We start from the raw sequence: 17,103 nt of genomic DNA on the forward strand, positions 1-17,103 counted from the left end.
CTGTGATCATGAGCCGTATCGAAGCCCGACCCGATGAAGACGCCGTGGCGGTGGGCAGCCTCACCGAACGTCTCACCGACCGCCTCCTCACGGGCCTGCCGGCCGAGGCGGTCCTCACCGACCCGGACGTCACCAACTCGTACGCCAACGACATGGCCAGCTTCTGCGAGGCGGGCGCCCCCGCGGTCGTGGTGCTGCCGCGCACGGTCGAACAGGTCCAGCACGTCATGCGCACCGCGACCGACCTGCGCGTCCCGGTGGTCCCGCAGGGCGCCCGCACCGGCCTCTCCGGGGCGGCCAACGCCTCGGACGGCTGCGTCGTGCTGTCCCTGATCAAGATGGACCGCATCCTGGAGATCAGCCCCGTGGACCGGATCGCGGTGGTCGAGCCGGGCGTCATCAACGCCACGCTCTCCCGCGCCGTCAACGAACACGGCCTCTACTACCCGCCGGACCCCTCCAGCTGGGAGATGTGCACCATCGGCGGCAACATCGGCACGGCCTCGGGCGGCCTGTGCTGTGTGAAGTACGGGGTGACGGCCGAGTACGTCCTCGGCCTGGACGTCGTCCTCGCCGACGGCCGTCTGCTGTCCACCGGCCGCCGCACGGCGAAGGGCGTCGCCGGCTACGACCTCACGCGCCTGTTCGTGGGCTCGGAGGGCTCACTCGGCATCGTCGTACGGGCCACCCTCGCCCTCAAGCCGCAACCGCCCCAACAGCTCGTGCTGGCGGCCGAGTTCCCGTCCGGGACGGCCGCCTGCGACGCGGTCTGCCGGATCATGGAGGGCGGCCATGTGCCGTCCCTCCTCGAACTGATGGACCGCACCACGGTGAAGGCCGTCAACGACATGGCGCACATGGGCCTCCCGGAGAGCACCGAGGCCCTGCTCCTCGCCGCCTTCGACACGCTCGACCCCGCCGCGGACCTCGCCGCGGTCGGCGCGCTGTGCGAGGCGGCGGGCGCCACCCAGGTCGTACCGGCGGAGGACGCCGCCGAGTCGGAACTGCTGCTCCAGGCCCGCCGGCTGTCCCTCACGGGCCTTGAGGCCGTCAAGGGCACGACGATGATCGACGACGTCTGCGTACCGCGTTCCAGGCTCGCCGAGATGCTCGAAGGGGTCGACCGGATCGCCGAGAAGTACCGGCTGACCATCGGGGTCGTGGCCCACGCGGGCGACGGCAACACCCATCCGACCGTCTGCTTCGACGCGAGCGACCCCGACGAGTCCCGGCGCGCCCGTGAGTCCTTCGACGAGATCATGGCCCTCGGCCTGGAACTCGGCGGCACGATCACCGGCGAGCACGGCGTGGGCGTCCTCAAGAAGGAGTGGCTGGCCCGCGAGATCGGCCCGGTGGGCATCGAGATGCAACGGGCGGTGAAGACGGCCTTCGACCCCCTGGGCATCCTCAACCCGGGCAAACTCTTCTGAGAACCCCCTCCGTCCCCTCCCTCCCTTCACCTCTGTCCCCTCACTCCCCGTCCTTGGACTCGTCCGAGGGCCACGGGTCGCACAGCCACAGATCGTCGGCCGGGGTCGGCGCGAGAAGTTCGGCGAGGCCGTCGTCGATACCGAGCCGGGCGGCCTCGGTGCCCGGCGGGACCGCCCGCAGGGTGCGCTCCAGCCACGCCGACACCTGCGCGGCGGGCGCTTCGAGCAGGGCGTCCCCGTCCGGTGAACTCAGCGCCATCAGGACGACGCCGCGCCCGCCGACCTTCGTCGGCCACGCCCGCACATCCCCGTGCCCGCACGGCCGGAACACCCCCTCGACGAGCAGTTCACGCGCGAAGGTCCAGCTCACGGGGTGGTCGGTGCCGAGGTGGAAGGTGACGTGGACGGCGTACGGATCGTCGCTGCGGTAACTCAGCAGCGCCGGCACGGGAATGCTGCGCTCGGGGGACAGCACCAGCTTGAGCTCCAGCTCGCGTTCCACCACAGCCGTGTCGCTGTTCCTGCCGTCGTGCCTGCCCTCGTTCTTGCGCTCGTTCCTGCCGTCGTTCAGATCGTTGTTCACGTCGTTGCCCATGTGGTCCGCTTCCTCTCGCGTCCGGGGCGCCAGGAGCGGGCCCGTACGAGTGGAGAGGCCGCGGAGGCCGCAGCATTACGCCGGTTCGCGGAAGTTTTTTCGTGCGGGCGCGGACCCGCACGCCTATACCGCGCGAGGGCCGGAAAAGGTGGGGGAACCTTGCTCGAAGGGGGTAGGTACACCAGGAGCGGCAGTGGCGGTTGCGCCCGTCTGATAGATGTGGACGCTCAACACGACCCCCGAGCAGATACGGGACGACGGACATGAGCGCCCCAACCCCGGCCCCCGGCGACGACAGGCCCCGCGAGGGGTACTACCCGGACCCGTCCATTCCTGGATATGTCCGGTACTGGAACGGTGCCGCGTGGGTGCCGGGCACCAGCCGGCCGGCGCCCGGCGGCGACCTGGCCGCCTCCCCCGCGCACGCGCAGCCCGCCCCCGTGTCCACGGAGGAGACGGGCCCGCACTTCTTCGACGAGGACCCGCCCGCCGCGGGCCCGTCGCCCGCCGACGCCCAGCACGGCAGCCGCCCCGAACCGGCCACCGCGTGGGGCGCCGACCGCTCCCGGCAGAGCGGCTTCGGCGGCGACCCGGACCGCCGGGTCCGCTGGGGTTCGCCGTCCTCGCAGGACCCGCGCGTACCGTCGGAGCCCGCGCAGCCGGCACAACCCGCGCAGCCCCTGCAGTCGGCCCAGCCCGCGCCGCAGGCACCACCCGCGTCACAGCCCCAGTCCCAGCCCGCGGCTCAGGCACAACCCGCGTCCCAGGCGCAGCCCGACGGCAGGTCGGACCACACGGACGGCACGGCCACGTTCCACGGGGCCGACTCCGAGCGGGACCCGGGGGCGCCCGTGCCTCCCCCGTCCGGCGGCACGGTCGTCTTCCGCAGGCCCACGGGGCCGGTACGCCCCACGGGTGCCGCCGGTGCGACGGGTGCGGCGGGGTCCGGCGGATCCACGGGATCGGCCGGTGCCATGGGCGCCGGGCGCGCCCATGTCGCGGGCGCGTCCGGAACGGCACGCGCGCAGACCCCGGGCACGGGGGCCGCGGCCTCCGGGGTTCCCGGCTCCCGCGAACCCCTCGCCGCCGAGGGCACGATGAGCTTCCGGCGCACGTCGCAGCGAGCGGGACAGCAGCGCGGTACGCAGTCGGCCGCGACCCCGACGCCCACGGGTCCGGCCCAGTCCGCGGCTCCGGCGCAGCAGTCCGCCGCCCCGCAGCGGCAGTCCACTCCCGCTGTCGCCCCGACGCCCGTTCCCCCGCAGTCGGTTCACCCCGTCACGCCCGCTCAGTCGGCTCAGTCCGTTCCCCCGCAGGCTGTTCCTCCGCAGTCCGCCGCGCAGGCGCCCATGAGCGCGGGGCCGGGCGGCGGACAGCCCTCCTGGGCCCAGCAGGTGCACCGCCTGGCCGGGGCGGACGAGGACCAGCCCGTCGTGCCGTGGAAGCCGGTGCGGGAGGACCCGTTCCAGGCGGTCGTCCGCTCCCAGGCGGAGGCACGTCCGGCGGGGCTCGGGAAGCGGTTCGCCGCCCGTCTCGTGGACACGCTCGTGCTGGCGGCGGTCACCGGAGCGGCCGCGGTTCCACTGGGCACCCGGGCTCTGGACCACGTGAACGAGAAGATCGACGCGGCCAAGCTCTCCGGCGAGACGGTCACGGTGTGGCTGCTGGACGGCACGACCGCCCTCTACCTCGGCATCGTCCTCGCCGTCCTGCTCGTCTTCGGCGTCCTCTACGAGGCGCTGCCCAACGCCAAGTGGGGCCGCACCCTCGGGAAGAAGCTGTTCGGCCTCCAGGTACGGGACATCGAGGGGGGCGAGCCGCCGTCGTTCGGCCTGGCCCTGCGCCGCTGGCTCGTCTACAGCGTTCCGGGCATCCTCGTCATCGGGGTCGTGGGTGTCGTGTGGGGCCTGTTCGACCGGCCGTGGCGTCAGTGCTGGCACGACAAGGCGGCCCATACGTTCGTCGCGGGCTGAGGGCTGAGGGCGGATACCCCGGACGGGCCGCCCCCCGTTGCGCGGCGGTAGGGTTCGCGGTCCACTCTGGACATGACCACCGAGCCGCCGCCCCCTCCGGACGACGATCCGTTCAAGAAGCCGCCGGACGAGGACCCGTTCAAGAAGCAGCAGCCGCCGCCCCAGCAGTCGCAGCCGCCGCCCGGTCAGGGCGGCGGCTCCCCGTACGGCGCCGCACCGCCACCTCCCGGCGCCACGCCACCGCCCTACGGTGGCGGCGCCGGTGGCCCCTACGGCGGCGGCGGCGCACCCTACGGCGGTGGCGGCGGAGACCCCTACGGCGGCGGCCCGTTCACCAACGATCCGCTCGCCGGGATGCCGCCGCTCGCCGACAGCGGCAAGCGCGTCCTGGCCCGGATCATCGACATGGTCCTCGTCGTCATCGTGGTGTGGCTGCTGACGTGGGGCTTCGGCGTCAACGAGTACGACGTGGACGCGGACAAGATCCAGTACGGGAAGTCCTTCGGGCAGTCGCTGATCGCCCTGCTGCTCTACGTCGGGTACGACACCTTCCTGACCACCAGGTCGGGGCAGACCCTGGGCAAGAAGTGGCTGCACCTGCGGGTGGCGAACCTCGACAACGGCTCCACGCCCTCCGTGCAGACCTCACTGGTCCGCGCGCTGGTGCTGTGGGTGCCGTTCGCGTTCTGCTGCGCGTGCATCTGGACCGCGATCACGGGCGGCTGGAGCTTCTTCGACAAGCCGTACAAGCAGGGGTTGCACGACAAGGCGGCCAAGACCGTGGTGGTCAGCACCGACTGAGCCGCCCGCCGGCGAGCGGTGGGCGGCAGTTCGGAACAGGCGGCCGGGCGGCCAGGCGGTCGCGCGGCCGTACCGGACGGGCCGCGTGGACCGCGTGGGCGGCCGCGTGGACCGGGCCCGTCCGGGAGTGGGCTCAGGCGCGTTCGCGTATCGGCTCGGACGCGCTCGCGGCGGAGACGGTCTCGCGCCGTGCCGAGATCCTCGGCTGTGCGACGCGCTGATCCGGAACACGCTGTTCCGAGGCGGCGCCGGCGCGCGAGGGAGCGGCGGTCGCGATCGTGGTGGGCTTCGGTACGGGAACCGTCATGGCCACGAGGAGGCCGAGCACGAGGGCGGAGAGCGCGATGATCACGACTCCCAGGCCCGAACTCGTCTGTGACAGCAGCAGCATGGCGAGCGTGGAGAGGAGCACGGTGCAGGAACCGTAGGCGAGCTGTGCGGCGGTCGGACGAGGCATGGCAGTTCCGTCCTCGGGGTGGGGGTCTCCCCCCGGTGCCTCTCGCGATGGGGGAGGTGCGAATAGGAATCAAGGCTGCGACAACGGTGTCGCTTGGCAAATCACCGGATATCCGGCGCGCCGCCAACCGACTCTATTCGCCTGTCTGCCCGAGGGGAACGTGCAGTAAGCGTGACCTAACCCACGGTGCCGGTGCACGGGGGGCGCACGGAATCATGGCTTCTGCCAACGCGGCTGTTCAGCGCGCCTGTTGAGCGGTACACGGAATCCCGCGAGCGGTCGGGTGCCGGAGTGCGACGCGGCCCGTCGGTGCTTAGCGCACTTGACCTGTGCAAGTCAAGGTCTGTCTTTTCTCCTTCAACTCCGATCGAATGTCGTCACTTGTGACGCGCATAGAGCGCGCGCGGATTCCATAACCTGGACACCCTCCTTCCGCGCGCCCGGGCGTGAGGGAGGACTGCATCAAGTGACCAGCAGACCATGGACGTTCAGAGCAGCCGCAGTGGGTGTGGCGCTCACCGCGGCGGCCGCCACGTTCTCGACCTTCGCGGTGGCGCAGGCCGCCGACGCCGGCGACCAGCCGGCCGCGGCCGCGAACCGGCAGGACCCGGCACGCGCCGGGGACGACGCCGAGCACGAGCACGACCTGAAGGGGCCCCTGACCGACCGTCAGGAAGCCCAGCGCGAGGAGGCCCTCAAGAGGGTCATCTCCGGCGACGCCAAGCCCGTCGAGCGTGGCGGTTCGCAGGTCGTGAAGCTCCAGAACGGCAAGTACGTGGAGCTCGGCCGTGAGAAGACCGACGAGATCTTCACGATCCTCGTGGAGTTCGGTGACAAGGTGGACAGCCGCTACGGCGGCACCCCCGGGCCGCTGCACAACCAGATAGCCCAGCCGGACCGTGCCGAGGACAACAGCACGGCCTGGCAGGCGGACTACAACAAGGAACACTTCGAGCAGCTCTACTTCGGCACCGGCAAGGGTGTCGAGTCGATGAAGAAGTACTACGAGAAGCAGTCCTCGGGCCGCTACTCCATCGACGGCACGGTCTCCGACTGGGTGAAGGTGCCCTACAACGAGGCCCGCTACGGCTCCAACAAGTGCGACCCCGACACCTGCGCGTGGAACGCCGTCGCCGACGGTGTCACCGCCTGGGTCGACGCCCAGAAGGCGGCCGGCAAGTCCGACGCCGACATCAAGTCCGAGCTGTCCGCCTACGACAAGTGGGACCGCAACGACTTCGACGGCGACGGCGACTTCAACGAGCCCGACGGCTACATCGACCACTTCCAGATCGTGCACGCCGGCGAGGACGAGTCCGCGGGCGGCGGCGCCCAGGGCGAGGACGCGATCTGGGCGCACCGCTGGTACGCGTTCGGCACGGACGCCGGCGCCACCGGGCCCGAGAACAACAAGATGGGCGGGGCGCAGATCGGCGACTCCGGCATCTGGGTCGGCGACTACACGATCCAGCCGGAGAACGGCGGACTCGGCGTCTTCGCCCACGAGTACGGCCACGACCTCGGTCTGCCGGACCACTACGACACGACCAACACGGCGGAGAACTCCACCGCGTTCTGGACGCTGATGTCCTCCGGCTCGTGGCTCGGCACCGGCAAGGACGCCATCGGTGACCTGCCCGGCGACATGACCGCCTGGGACAAGCTGCAGCTCGGCTGGCTGAAGTACGACACGGCGAAGGCCGCGACGCGCTCCACCCACACGCTGGGCGTGGCCGAGTACAACACCAAGAACGCCCAGGCGCTGGTGGTCGAACTGCCCAAGAAGGCGGTCACCACCGAGGTCGTGCCCCCGGCGCAGGGCGCCACCCAGTGGTGGAGCGGCAGCGCGAACAACCTCAAGAACACGCTGACCCGTTCCGTGGATCTCACGGGCAAGTCCTCGGCGGCGCTGACCCTCGACGGGTACTACGACATCGAGACGGACTTCGACTACCTCTACACCGAGGTCTCCACCGACGGCGGCGCCAAGTGGACCGCCATCGACGGAACGGTCGACGGACAGCCGATCCCGCGTGACGCCAGCGGCAGCCCGGCGCTGACCGGCACGTCGGCCGCGTACACGAAGCTGTCGTACCCGCTCGACGCCTACGCGGGCCAGAAGTTCGACCTGCGCTTCCGGTACTCCACCGACGGCGGCGTGGCCCAGAAGGGCTTCGCGGCGGACCGGATCACCGTCACCGCCGACGGCTCCGCGGTCTTCTCGGACGACGCCGAGACGGCCGACGCGGCGTGGAAGTCCAACGGCTTCTCCCGTATCGGCGCGTCCTTCACCAAGGAGTACGCGCAGTACTACATCGCGGAGAACCGTCAGTACGTGTCGTACGACAAGACCCTGAAGGTCGGCCCGTACAACTTCGGCTTCGCGTCCACGCGTCCGTCGTGGGTGGAGCACTTCCCGTACCAGAACGGTCTGTTGATCTGGAAGTGGGACACCTCCCAGCGCGACAACAACGTCAGCCAGCACAAGGGCACGGGCCTGCTGCTGCCGGTGGACGCCCACCCGACGGCGCTGAAGTGGACCGACGGCACCCTGATGCGCAACCGCATCCAGTCCTACGACTCGCCGTTCAGCTCGTACCGGACGGACGGGCTCACGCTGCACAAGGCCGACGTCGCGACGAAGATCAAGTCCCTGCCGGGGAACCGGATCTTCAACGACCGCACGAACACGTACTACGACCCGGCCAACCCGACCGGGGGTGTCAAGATCACTGACACCAACACGAAGATCGCGATCGTCAAGGAGCCCCGCGATGGCTCGACGATCACCGTGAAGGTCTCCGCCGCGAAGTAATAAGAGACGTTTCTGCAGGTCAAACCATGATCGGCCGCGACCCCCTGGCGGGTCGCGGCCGATCGTGTTTAGGTGCGTCCTGTGACTCTCTTATTGACACCGGATCTCGCGGGGGTTTGACCAGATGGCTGCAGGAGGTTTCAGCAGGCTGCCGAACGGCACGGTCGTGGTGGCGTTGAACCTGCCCCGACCGCTCGCCGCGGGCACCGGTTCGGTGCGGGTTCTGGTGCACGCCCACAACCGCGCCCGCGCGTTGACGCGGCTGCGCAACCTGGGGTTGCGGGCGGTGTATCTGCGCGGGAACGGATCGCCTCCTACGCCGGACGAGATCACCGCCGTGCTGCACCATCCTGATGGGCTCATATGGCGGACGGCGCCGGGGGTGGACGCGCTGGCCTCGGAGCTGTGGCACCCGATCCGCACGCTGATGCGGCGGCCGGCCGCACCTCTCTGACGGGGCAGGGCCCCGCGCCCCTCCCTTTGGCAGGCGCTGCCGCGGGTGTGTTGTCGGGTGCGGGTGCGGGTGTCGCGTGGCGCGGCTGGGTGCGCAGTTCCCCGCGCCCCTGGCAAGTGCTGCCGCGGGTGTGTTGTGGCTGAGCGCGCCGTTTCCCGCGCCCCTGAAAGGCAGCCCCTGCGGGGCGCCTTTCAGACCACCGGCTTGCCGGTCAGTTCTACGCCTGCCTCGCGTAGGGACTCCAGGGCCTGGGACGTGGTGTCCGGGGAGACGCCCGCCGTCAGGTCCAGCAGGACCTGGGTGCGGAAGCCCTCCCGCGCGGCGTCCAGGGCCGTGGCCTTCACGCAGTGGTCCGTGGCGATGCCCACGACGTCGACCTCGGTGATCGCGCGCTCGCGCAGCCAGTCGGCCAGCGAGACGCCGTTCTCGTCGGCGCCCTCGAAGCCGCTGTACGCCGCCGAGTACGCGCCCTTGTCGAAGACTGCGTCGATCGCGCCGGAGGCGACCGCCGGGGCGAAGTTCGGGTGGAAGCCCACCCCCTCCGTGCCGGCCACGCAGTGCGCGGGCCAGGAGTGGACGTAGTCGGGGTTGTCCGCGAAGTGGCCGCCCGGCGCGATGTGGTGGTCGCGGGTCGCCACCACATGGCGGTAGCCGGCCGGGGCCTGCCCGATCAGCTCCGTGATCGCGGCGGCCACATCCGCCCCGCCGGAAACCGCGAGGCTGCCGCCCTCGCAGAAGTCGTTCTGGACGTCTACGACGATCAGGGCGCGGCGCATGGTCGGTGTCCTTTGGCTTGGCATGGCGCTCCGCGAGGGAGGCCGGTGGTGTCGTGCGGGTCGTTGGGGGCTGGTCGCGCCCGCGCGGCGGAGCCGCATCTGGATACTGCCCCGCGCCCCGGACGGGCGTGGTCGTTGCCGTTGCCCTTCCCGGCTTACCTGCCGTTCACTCCCGTACGGGGCCAGTACAGGCGAGTACGGGCCCCGTGTCTCACACGTACTCGGTCGGAATGACGGCTTCCCCTCGCGACAGCTGGGTCGCCGAGAGGGGCAGGTTCGCGCGGGCCTTGGCATGCCGGTCGCGTACGACGTCCAGCGGCTCGCGTGCGACGACCTGGCCGCCCTTGACGAGCTGCACCAGGAGCTGGCGGTCGACGAGGTCGGCCGGGACCGCCCCCGTGCCGATGACCTCGGCCTCGGCGACCCCGTACTCGTCGAGCCGCCGCGCGGCCCACTTGCGGCCGCCGATGGACGTCTTGCCGCCCGAGGACTTCTTGGCCACCGGCAGGAGCGGAGCCTTCGGGTCCGCGGACTCGGCGCGCGCGACGATCTTGTAGACCATCGAGCAGGTCGGATGGCCGGACCCCGTCACCAGCTGGGTGCCCACCCCGTACGCGTCCACGGGCGCCGCGGCCAGCGAGGCGATCGCGTACTCGTCGAGGTCCGAGGTCACGATGATCCGCGTCTTCGTGGCGCCCAGGTCGTCCAGCTGCTGCCGTACCCGGTGCGCCACGAGCAGCAGGTCGCCGGAGTCGATGCGGACGGCGCCCAGCTCGGGCCCGGCCACCTCGACGGCGAGGCGCACGGCCTCGGCGACGTCGTACGTGTCCACGAGCAGCGTGGTGCCCCGGCCGAGCGAGTCCACCTGGGCCCGGAAGGCGTCCCGCTCGGTGTCGTGCACGAGGGTGAAGGCGTGGGCGGACGTGCCGACCGTCGGAATGCCGTAGCGGAAGCCCGCGGCCAGGTCGGAGGTGGTGGTGAAGCCGCCGACGTACGCCGCGCGGGACGCCGCCACCGCGGCCAGTTCGTGGGTGCGCCGGGCGCCCATCTCGATCAGCGGGCGCCCGCCGGCGGCGGAGGCCATCCGGGAGGCGGCGGCCGCGATGGCCGAGTCGTGGTTGAGGATGGAGAGGATCACGGTCTCCAGGAGCACGCACTCCGCGAAGGAGCCCTCCACCCGCAGGAGCGGTGACCCGGCGAAGTACACCTCGCCCTCGGGGTAGCCCCAGATGTCGCCGCCGAAGCGGTACGCGGCCAGCCACTCCAGCGTCGGTTCGTCCACGACCTGGCGCTCGCGCAGGAAGCCGATGACGTCCGGGTCGAAGCGGAAGTTCTCCACCGCGTCCAGGACCCGGCCGGTTCCGGCGACGACACCGTAGCGGCGGCCCTCGGGCAGCCGGCGGGTGAAGACCTCGAAGACCGAACGCCGGTCGGCGGTGCCGCCCTTGAGCGCGGCCTGCAGCATGGTCAGCTCGTAGTGGTCCGTGAAGAGCGCTGTCGACGGCACATCCACCGGCAGCCCTAGGTCCGCAGTGTTCATGACGAGAGATGCTACCCCTATCTCGTCACTCTGACGATTTGTAGGTTCTGTGATGTGCGGCTCGCTCGCGCCGCGCATGATTTGCGGGGCTCGTTTGGCCGGGCACCCGCCTGTGGTGGCAGCATGGGCCGTGTGACGGCTCCCGCACCCCTAGAGACCGAAAAGACCGAGTCGGCTGAGGAGGTCTTCGCCGTAACCGAGCCCGACGTCCCCTGGGTGACCATCGTCCACAACGATCCGGTCAACCTGATGAGCTACGTGACCTATGTCTTCCAGTCGTACTTCGGGTACTCGAAGGACAAGGCCACCAAGCTGATGATGGACGTACACCACAAGGGCCGGGCCGTTGTCTCCAGCGGCACCCGTGAGGAGATGGAACGCGATGTGCAGGCCATGCACGGCTACGGTCTGTGGGCCACGCTCCAGCACGACCGGAAGTGACCCGGCCGCACATCGTGAGACCGGACATCGTGAGACGGGACATCGCCGAACCGGTGACCGCCGGACCGGAGGTCGCCGTACCGGTGATCGCCGGACCGAAGCCCGAATGACCGGAGACCGCCGGACCGAAGCCCGAACGGCCGGAGACCGCCGGACCGATGATCGCCGGACCGGACACGGCAGGACCGGCAACCGCCCGACGCCGGCGCAGTACCCGACGCCCGCGCAGTACTGGAAGTAGCGACGCAACCTGATGCCAGGACACTTCGAACCGCTCCCCGGCGGCGGCGCGGCCGTCGCGCTCGACGAGGTCGAGATCTCCATCATCCGCTCCCTCGCCGTACAGCTCCTGGAGCTCATCGGGCCGGGTCCCGGCGAGGACGTCTCCGACGACCCGCTCGCCGAACTGTTCGCGGAGGGGCCGAGCGAGCCGCCCTCGGACCCCGTGCTGAAGCGCCTCTTCCCGGACGCGTACAGCGGGCCCGACGTCGAGGCCACCTCGCCCGAGCAGGCCGAGGAGCAGCGCGCGTACTCCTCGGAGTTCCGCCGTTTCACCGAGAACGACCTGCGTGCCGGAAAGCGGGAGAACGCCCTCGTGGTGATCCGCTCCCTGGACGGCGTCGCGGCCGTGGGGGAGGGGGGAGCTGTCCTGAAGCTGACCTCCGAGGAGTCGAAGCAGTGGCTCAGCTGCCTCAACGACCTGCGCCTCGCGATCGGCTCCCGGCTGGACGTCGTCGACGAGGAGGACACGGATCTTCTCTACCGGCTCCCCGACGAGGACCCGCGCAAGCCGATGGTGATGGCGTACCTGTGGCTCGGCGGACTGCAGGAGACGCTGGTCGAGACGCTGATGCCGTGACGCGAAGCCGTCGATGACACGACCTCGGATGTTCGCTCAGCGGACGCTCAAATCCGGATAACGATCACATCACCACCCGGGCCCGCAATGTGGGCCCGGGTGTCGTATGTCCGCTTCTCCCTGTGGCGTGCGCTACAGGAAGCGCCGATTCCTTATGTTGCGGCCGTGATAAATCTTCACGATCGCTCGGCGGGACACCACCCACGTCCTGCCGGGTGCGCCACTGATCCGGCAACAGCCGGCCAGGCACGAGCGGCCTCGGGGAGGCCGTTCAGCGGGCTCGGGGAGCCCGCTCGACTCCAGTAATCCGGGGGGATCGGAAACCGGACCGAAGCCGACGAAGGCTCGGACCGGCATGGAGAAAGGCGCATGAGACATGACCTCGGTGCAGGTCGGTAAGCACGACGACGAGCAGGGCGGCAAGGGCGCCGCCGACGGCGACGCCCCCGAAGAGGGCTACGAACGCGGGCTCGGCAGCCGTCAGGTCCAGATGATCGCGATCGGCGGCGCCATCGGCGTCGGCCTCTTCCTGGGGGCCGGGGCGAACATCGCCAAGGCGGGCCCCAGCCTCATCCTCATGTACGCCCTCGCGGGCGTCATCATCTTCTTCATCATGCGGGCCCTCGGTGAGCTGCTGCTCTACCGTCCGGTCTCGGGCTCCTTCGCGGAGTACTCGCGTGAGTTCCTCGGCCCGTTCTTCGGCTATTTCACCGGCTGGACGTACTGGCTGATGTGGGTCGTCACCGGCATGGCGGAACTCACCGCCGCCGCGATCTACGTCAACTACTGGTTCCCGCAGGTCCCGCAGTGGGTCACGGCCCTGGTCTTCCTGGTCCTGCTCTTCGTGGCGAACCTGATCTCCGTCAAGCTCTTCGGCGAGATCGAGTTCTGGTTCTCGATGGTCAAGGTCACCGCGCTCATCGGCATGATCGTGATCGGCCTCGGCGTGCTCACCTTCGGCTTCAGCTCCGCGGGCGACACCGCCGCCGTCTCCAACCTCTGGGCCTTCGACGGCTTCTTCCCCAAGGGCATCGGCTCGTCCCTGATGACCCTCCAGGGCGTGATGTTCGCGTACCTCGCCGTCGAACTCGTCGGCGTCACCGCGGGCGAGTCCGAGAACCCGGAGAAGACCCTCCCCAAGGCGATCAACACCCTGCCCTGGCGCATCGCCCTCTTCTACGTCGGCGCGCTCACGGTCATCCTCTGTGTCGTGAAGTGGACGGAGTTCGCGCCGGGCGTGAGCCCCTTCGTCGCGGCCTTCGCGAAGATCGGCATCCCGGCGGGCGCCGGTATCGTCAACTTCGTCGTGCTGACGGCGGCCCTGTCCTCCTGCAACTCCGGCATGTACTCCACGGGCCGCATGCTGCGCACCCTGGCGGACAACGGCGAGGCCCCGCGGATCTTCAACAAGCTGTCCTCCACGAAGACGCCCGCGTTCGGCATCACCGTCTCCGTCCTGTTCATGGGCGTCGGCGTGATCCTGAACTACATCGTCCCGGAGAAGGCCTTCGGTTACGTCGTCTCGGTGGCCACCGCGGCCGGCATCTGGACCTGGCTCATGATCCTCATCAGCCACATCCTGTACCGCAGGGCCGTCGACGCGGGCCGCCTGCCCGCCTCGCCCTTCCCGGCCCCCGGCGGCTCGAAGTTCAGCTGGGTCGCGGTCGCATTCCTGCTCTTCGTCACCGGCCTGATCGCCTACGACGCCGACTCCCGCGTCTGCCTGTACGTGATGGCCGGCTGGGCCGCCGCGCTGGGCATCGGCTGGGCCGTGCTGAAGTCCCGCAACCCGGAGGTCACCGAGCGCCGCGAGCCGGAGTTCGAGAAGATCGGCTGACGGAGTCCCGCCGTCCCATCGGGTTCGGCGCGATGGTGTCCCGCCGGGTCCGGCGCCGGGCGGGCGGCACCCGTCGCCCAGCATGTGGGCAGCCCCGTACCACTCTCCGGTACGGGGCTGCCGTCTGCCTATCCTGGCTCCATGCTGACCATCACCCAGGCCCTCGTCGACCAGATCGTCGCGCACGCGCGCCGGGACCATCCCGACGAGGCGTGCGGCGTGATCGCGGGCCCGGAGGGCACCGGCCGTCCCGAGCGCTTCATCCCCATGCTGAACGCGGCGATGTCGCCCACGTTCTACGAGTTCGACTCGGGGGACCTGCTCAAGCTGTACCGCGAGATGGACGACCGCGACGAGGAACCGGTCGTCGTCTACCACTCCCACACCTCGACCGAGGCCCACCCCTCCCGTACGGACATCTCCCTCGCGAGCGAGCCGAACGCCCACTACGTCCTCGTCTCGACCGCTGACACCGACGGGCTCGGAGAGTTCCAGTTCCGCTCGTTCCGGATCGTCGAGGGGGTCGTCACGGAGGAGGAGGTCACGGTGGTGGAGGCGTACTGAGGCCGAAGGAAGGCGTAAGGAGGGCCCAAGGAGGGCCTAAGGAGAGCCGGAGGATCCATACTTCGGTCAGAATTCATCCACTATCTGAGATCACATTCCGGGACCCGGACCGGGAATCGATACGATGAGCCCATGGTTTCCCACGACGTGAGCGACAAGACGCCGGGCATGCTGCTCGTGGCGCGGCTGCACGTCGACCTGTGCAGGCTGCAGAGCGCCATCTGTACGCGCTGAACCCGCCGCCGCACGGCCGTGTGGGCCACGACTCCGCGGGGCTGTGGTGCCGTGGGGCCGTGGGGCCGTGGGGCCGAGACCGGCGTCCCCGCCCTCCCCGGCGCATCACTCGGTGCGCAGCAACCGGTGCCCTCCCCACGCTGCCGCGCGCACCCAAGCCCGACCTGACCCGATCCGACCCGACCCGCCTTCCGACTTCCGCTTTCCGACAGGAGCCCGCAACCATGGCCATCGAGGTCCGCATCCCCACCATCCTCCGCACCTACACCGACGGGCAGAAGGCCGTCGAGGGCGGCGGGGAGACCCTTGCCGCGCTCTTCGCCGACCTCGAAAGCCGCCACACGGGCATCCAGGCCCGCATCGTGGACGGGGGCGAACTGCGCCGCTTCGTGAACGTGTACCTGAACGACGAGGACGTCCGCTTCCTCGACGGCATCAACACCAAGCTCACCGACGGCGACAGCGTCACCATCCTGCCGGCCGTCGCCGGCGGCATGGTCTGACCGGGCTGCCGGGCACTGATCGCTGATGCGCTACGACTCCCCGCTGGCCGCGGTGGGCAACACCCCTCTGGTGCGCCTGCCGCGGCTCTCGCCGTCCGCCGACGTCCGTATCTGGGCGAAGCTCGAGGACCGCAACCCGACCGGCTCGGTCAAGGACCGCCCCGCGCTCCACATGGTCGAACAGGCCGAGAAGGACGGCCGGCTCACCCCCGGCTGCACGATCCTCGAACCGACGTCAGGCAACACCGGTATCTCGCTGGCCATGGCCGCGAAGCTCAAGGGCTACCGCATGGTGTGCGTCATGCCTGAGAACACCTCGCAGGAACGGCGCGACCTGCTCGGCATGTGGGGCGCGCAGATCATCCCCTCCCCGGCGGCGGGCGGCTCCAACACGGCGGTGCGCGTGGCGAAGGAGCTGGCCGCCGAGCATCCCGACTGGGTGATGCTCTACCAGTACGGCAACGCCGACAACGCGGGCGCGCACTACGCGACGACCGGCCCCGAGATCCTGGCCGACCTTCCCTCGGTGACGCACTTCGTCGCCGGGCTCGGCACCACGGGGACGCTGATGGGTGTGGGCCGGTTCCTGCGCGAGCACAAGCCCGACGTCAAGATCGTCGCGGCCGAGCCGCGCTACGACGATCTCGTCTACGGGCTGCGCAACCTCGACGAGGGCTTCGTGCCCGAGCTGTACGACGCGTCTGTCCTGACCACCCGGTTCTCGGTCGGTTCGGCCGACGCGGTGACCCGTACGCGGGAGCTTCTCCAGCAGGAGGGCATCTTCGCGGGGGTGTCCACGGGGGCCGCGCTGCACGCGGCGATCGGGGTCGGCCGCAAGGCCGTGGCGGCGGGGTCGTCCGCCGACATCGTGTTCGTCGTGGCCGACGGCGGGTGGAAGTACCTGTCGACGGGCGTGTACACGGCGGCGACAACGGAAGAAGCGATCGCCACGCTGCAGGGCCAGCTCTGGGCTTAGCGGGGGTTGTTCTCCGCCCCCGCCGCCCCTACCCGTTCCCATCCACGCATGGGGGCTGCGCCCCCTCGCCCCCCTGATCGCGCTGCGCGCTCGTCCTCAAACGCCGGACGGGCTAGCAGTTAGCCCCTCCGGCGTTTGAGGAGCGGGGGTTCGGGGGCAGCGCCCCCGAGAACGGGACGGGAACGGGTAGGGGCGGCGGGGGCGAGGAAACGCGCTATCGCGCAAGGTGCCGCACCTGGGCCCACACCCCCGCGTCCACCTCCCCCACCCGCCGCCGAAACTCCCGCACCGGCACCCCCCGCACCTCATCCGTCTCAAGAAAACTCGCCCGCCCTCGCGCATCCCCCACCGACCCCGCGGGCAGCGCGATGACCCCGCCCCGCCCGTCGTGGTACTTCGTCGTGATCTTCGCGACGACGGCCTTGCGCCCCCGTACCGACAGGACCAGGCAGGGCCGGTCCTTCGCCCCGGGCCCGTCCTCGAACGGCACGTTCGCCCACCAGATCTCACCCGGCTGGGGCCGCGGCGAGCGCCGGTCCCCGTCGGCCCGTCCGGGCGGCCGCCGCGTGGGCCGCTGCGAGGGCCGCCGCGCGGGACGTCGCCGCGCGGACGGCTTGCGCCCGCCGCGTCCCCACCCGTCCACGAACGTCGCCACGGCCGCCAGCAGCACCACGGCCGCCAGCGCGAGCCACCACGACATGTTCATGCGTACGACGGTACCCGGCACCCCTCCGCCCACGCCTGCCCGCTTCCGATGCGGGCCCCGCGCGCCCCCGAACCGGTGACACCGCAGGTGAGTTCCCCCACAACAGCCCACGACGGAGGAGCGACCCGCCCTTTCGCGCCTT

Annotated in this window: 17 protein-coding genes; 12 read left to right on the top strand and 5 right to left on the bottom strand. The window is 70.5% G+C overall.

Features of this window, described 5'->3' with window-relative positions; all coding sequences use genetic code 11:
* Positions 1 to 2 precede the first annotated feature (2 nt).
* A complete protein-coding gene (locus IE278_RS23045; protein ID WP_189775135.1) occupies positions 3 to 1,430 on the top strand; it encodes an FAD-binding oxidoreductase in 1,428 nt (475 codons plus the stop codon).
* Positions 1,431 to 1,470: 40 nt separating this feature from the next.
* Here the strand turns inward: IE278_RS23045 and IE278_RS23050 are convergent, their stop codons facing one another.
* Positions 1,471 to 2,025 carry an SsgA family sporulation/cell division regulator gene (locus tag IE278_RS23050; protein ID WP_246570538.1) on the bottom strand — a complete coding sequence of 185 codons (555 nt, stop codon included), beginning with the start codon at positions 2,023 to 2,025 and terminating at the stop codon, positions 1,471 to 1,473.
* Between the two features lie 263 nt (positions 2,026 to 2,288).
* Between IE278_RS23050 and IE278_RS23055 the strand changes: the two genes are divergently transcribed.
* Both IE278_RS23055 and IE278_RS23060 read left to right on the top strand, forming a co-directional pair.
* Positions 2,289 to 3,998, top strand: a complete 1,710-nt coding sequence (locus IE278_RS23055; RefSeq protein ID WP_189775136.1) for an RDD family protein — start codon at positions 2,289 to 2,291, stop codon at positions 3,996 to 3,998.
* A 72-nt stretch (positions 3,999 to 4,070) separates the two neighbouring features.
* Positions 4,071 to 4,799, top strand: coding sequence for an RDD family protein (locus tag IE278_RS23060; RefSeq protein WP_189775137.1), 729 nt, complete (start codon positions 4,071 to 4,073; stop codon positions 4,797 to 4,799).
* A 133-nt stretch (positions 4,800 to 4,932) separates the two neighbouring features.
* Here the strand turns inward: IE278_RS23060 and IE278_RS23065 are convergent, their stop codons facing one another.
* Positions 4,933 to 5,256: a hypothetical protein gene (locus IE278_RS23065; RefSeq protein WP_189775138.1), complete on the bottom strand. Its 324-nt coding sequence runs from the start codon at positions 5,254 to 5,256 to the stop codon at positions 4,933 to 4,935.
* A 466-nt stretch (positions 5,257 to 5,722) separates the two neighbouring features.
* On the opposite strand from IE278_RS23065, the gene IE278_RS23070 reads away from it, so the two are divergent.
* Together IE278_RS23070 and IE278_RS23075 are read left to right on the top strand one after the other, a co-directional pair.
* Positions 5,723 to 8,071: an immune inhibitor A domain-containing protein gene (locus tag IE278_RS23070; protein ID WP_189775139.1), complete on the top strand. Its 2,349-nt coding sequence runs from the start codon at positions 5,723 to 5,725 to the stop codon at positions 8,069 to 8,071.
* Between the two features lie 124 nt (positions 8,072 to 8,195).
* A complete protein-coding gene (locus IE278_RS23075; protein WP_189775140.1) occupies positions 8,196 to 8,525 on the top strand; it encodes a hypothetical protein in 330 nt (109 codons plus the stop codon).
* A gap of 191 nt (positions 8,526 to 8,716) precedes the next feature.
* Here the strand turns inward: IE278_RS23075 and IE278_RS23080 are convergent, their stop codons facing one another.
* A complete protein-coding gene (locus IE278_RS23080) occupies positions 8,717 to 9,301 on the bottom strand; it encodes a nicotinamidase (RefSeq protein ID WP_189775141.1) in 585 nt (194 codons plus the stop codon).
* Between the two features lie 211 nt (positions 9,302 to 9,512).
* Entirely contained in the window at positions 9,513 to 10,841 is a 1,329-nt protein-coding gene (locus tag IE278_RS23085; RefSeq protein WP_189775142.1) for a nicotinate phosphoribosyltransferase, read from the bottom strand.
* 123 nt (positions 10,842 to 10,964) lie between these two features.
* On the opposite strand from IE278_RS23085, the gene clpS reads away from it, so the two are divergent.
* The 7 genes from clpS (at position 10,965) to IE278_RS23115 (ending at position 16,255) form a co-directional block, all read left to right on the top strand.
* Complete coding sequence (clpS, locus tag IE278_RS23090; RefSeq protein WP_107015978.1) at positions 10,965 to 11,282, top strand: ATP-dependent Clp protease adapter ClpS; 318 nt, start codon at positions 10,965 to 10,967, stop codon at positions 11,280 to 11,282.
* A gap of 253 nt (positions 11,283 to 11,535) precedes the next feature.
* A complete protein-coding gene (locus IE278_RS23095; protein WP_189775143.1) occupies positions 11,536 to 12,141 on the top strand; it encodes a DUF2017 domain-containing protein in 606 nt (201 codons plus the stop codon).
* Between the two features lie 376 nt (positions 12,142 to 12,517).
* On the top strand, positions 12,518 to 13,978 hold the full coding sequence (locus tag IE278_RS23100) for an amino acid permease (RefSeq protein ID WP_189775144.1): 1,461 nt from the start codon (positions 12,518 to 12,520) through the stop codon (positions 13,976 to 13,978).
* Between the two features lie 141 nt (positions 13,979 to 14,119).
* Positions 14,120 to 14,542 carry a M67 family metallopeptidase gene (locus IE278_RS23105; protein WP_189775145.1) on the top strand — a complete coding sequence of 141 codons (423 nt, stop codon included), beginning with the start codon at positions 14,120 to 14,122 and terminating at the stop codon, positions 14,540 to 14,542.
* Between the two features lie 132 nt (positions 14,543 to 14,674).
* Positions 14,675 to 14,776 (top strand): putative leader peptide, encoded by a 102-nt coding sequence (locus IE278_RS43215; RefSeq protein ID WP_313904860.1) that lies wholly within the window; start codon positions 14,675 to 14,677, stop codon positions 14,774 to 14,776.
* A 224-nt stretch (positions 14,777 to 15,000) separates the two neighbouring features.
* On the top strand, positions 15,001 to 15,279 hold the full coding sequence (locus IE278_RS23110) for a MoaD/ThiS family protein (RefSeq protein ID WP_189775146.1): 279 nt from the start codon (positions 15,001 to 15,003) through the stop codon (positions 15,277 to 15,279).
* A 25-nt stretch (positions 15,280 to 15,304) separates the two neighbouring features.
* Positions 15,305 to 16,255: a PLP-dependent cysteine synthase family protein gene (locus IE278_RS23115; protein WP_189775147.1), complete on the top strand. Its 951-nt coding sequence runs from the start codon at positions 15,305 to 15,307 to the stop codon at positions 16,253 to 16,255.
* Between the two features lie 214 nt (positions 16,256 to 16,469).
* Here IE278_RS23115 and IE278_RS23120 read toward each other — a convergent pair whose 3' ends face one another.
* Complete coding sequence (locus IE278_RS23120) at positions 16,470 to 16,961, bottom strand: type II toxin-antitoxin system PemK/MazF family toxin (RefSeq protein WP_189775148.1); 492 nt, start codon at positions 16,959 to 16,961, stop codon at positions 16,470 to 16,472.
* Positions 16,962 to 17,103: the final 142 nt, after the last annotated feature.

It is taken from the genome of Streptomyces tauricus, from assembly GCF_014650955.1.
GTDB classification, from domain to species: Bacteria; Actinomycetota; Actinomycetes; order Streptomycetales; family Streptomycetaceae; genus Streptomyces; species Streptomyces tauricus.